Annotated in this window: 1 protein-coding gene; it reads left to right on the top strand. The window is 46.2% G+C overall.

Annotation, left to right across the window (positions count from 1 at the left end; translation table 11 throughout):
* Positions 1-251 (top strand): phage tail tape measure protein (locus HMPREF2794_RS21685; RefSeq protein WP_083312161.1); only part of this gene is annotated, 251 nt, incomplete at both ends.

Below are 251 nucleotides of genomic sequence, written 5' to 3'. Positions count from 1 at the left end.
AAGGTTTCCCTTGATGATCCGATGAAAGCCGCACAAACTATGACGGATTATATGAACATCATGGCGGCAGGAACTGTCGAAGGTTCTGCCGAAATCAGGGAGGTTGCGGAAGCATTGAAACAAACGGGTAGTGTTGCAAAAACATTCGGGGTTGAATTTGCCGAAACAAACTCCCTGATCCAGTTGCTTGACAAATCGGGGAAAAAGGGTTCAGAAGGCGGTATCGCTTTGCGTAACACGATAGTCAAATT

This window comes from Bacteroides sp. HMSC067B03 (assembly GCF_001811315.1).
Lineage (GTDB): Bacteria > Bacteroidota > Bacteroidia > Bacteroidales > Bacteroidaceae > Bacteroides > Bacteroides faecis.
The sequence above is the reverse complement of the archived record's forward strand: the minus strand, read 5'-3'. Positions and strand labels throughout refer to the sequence as shown.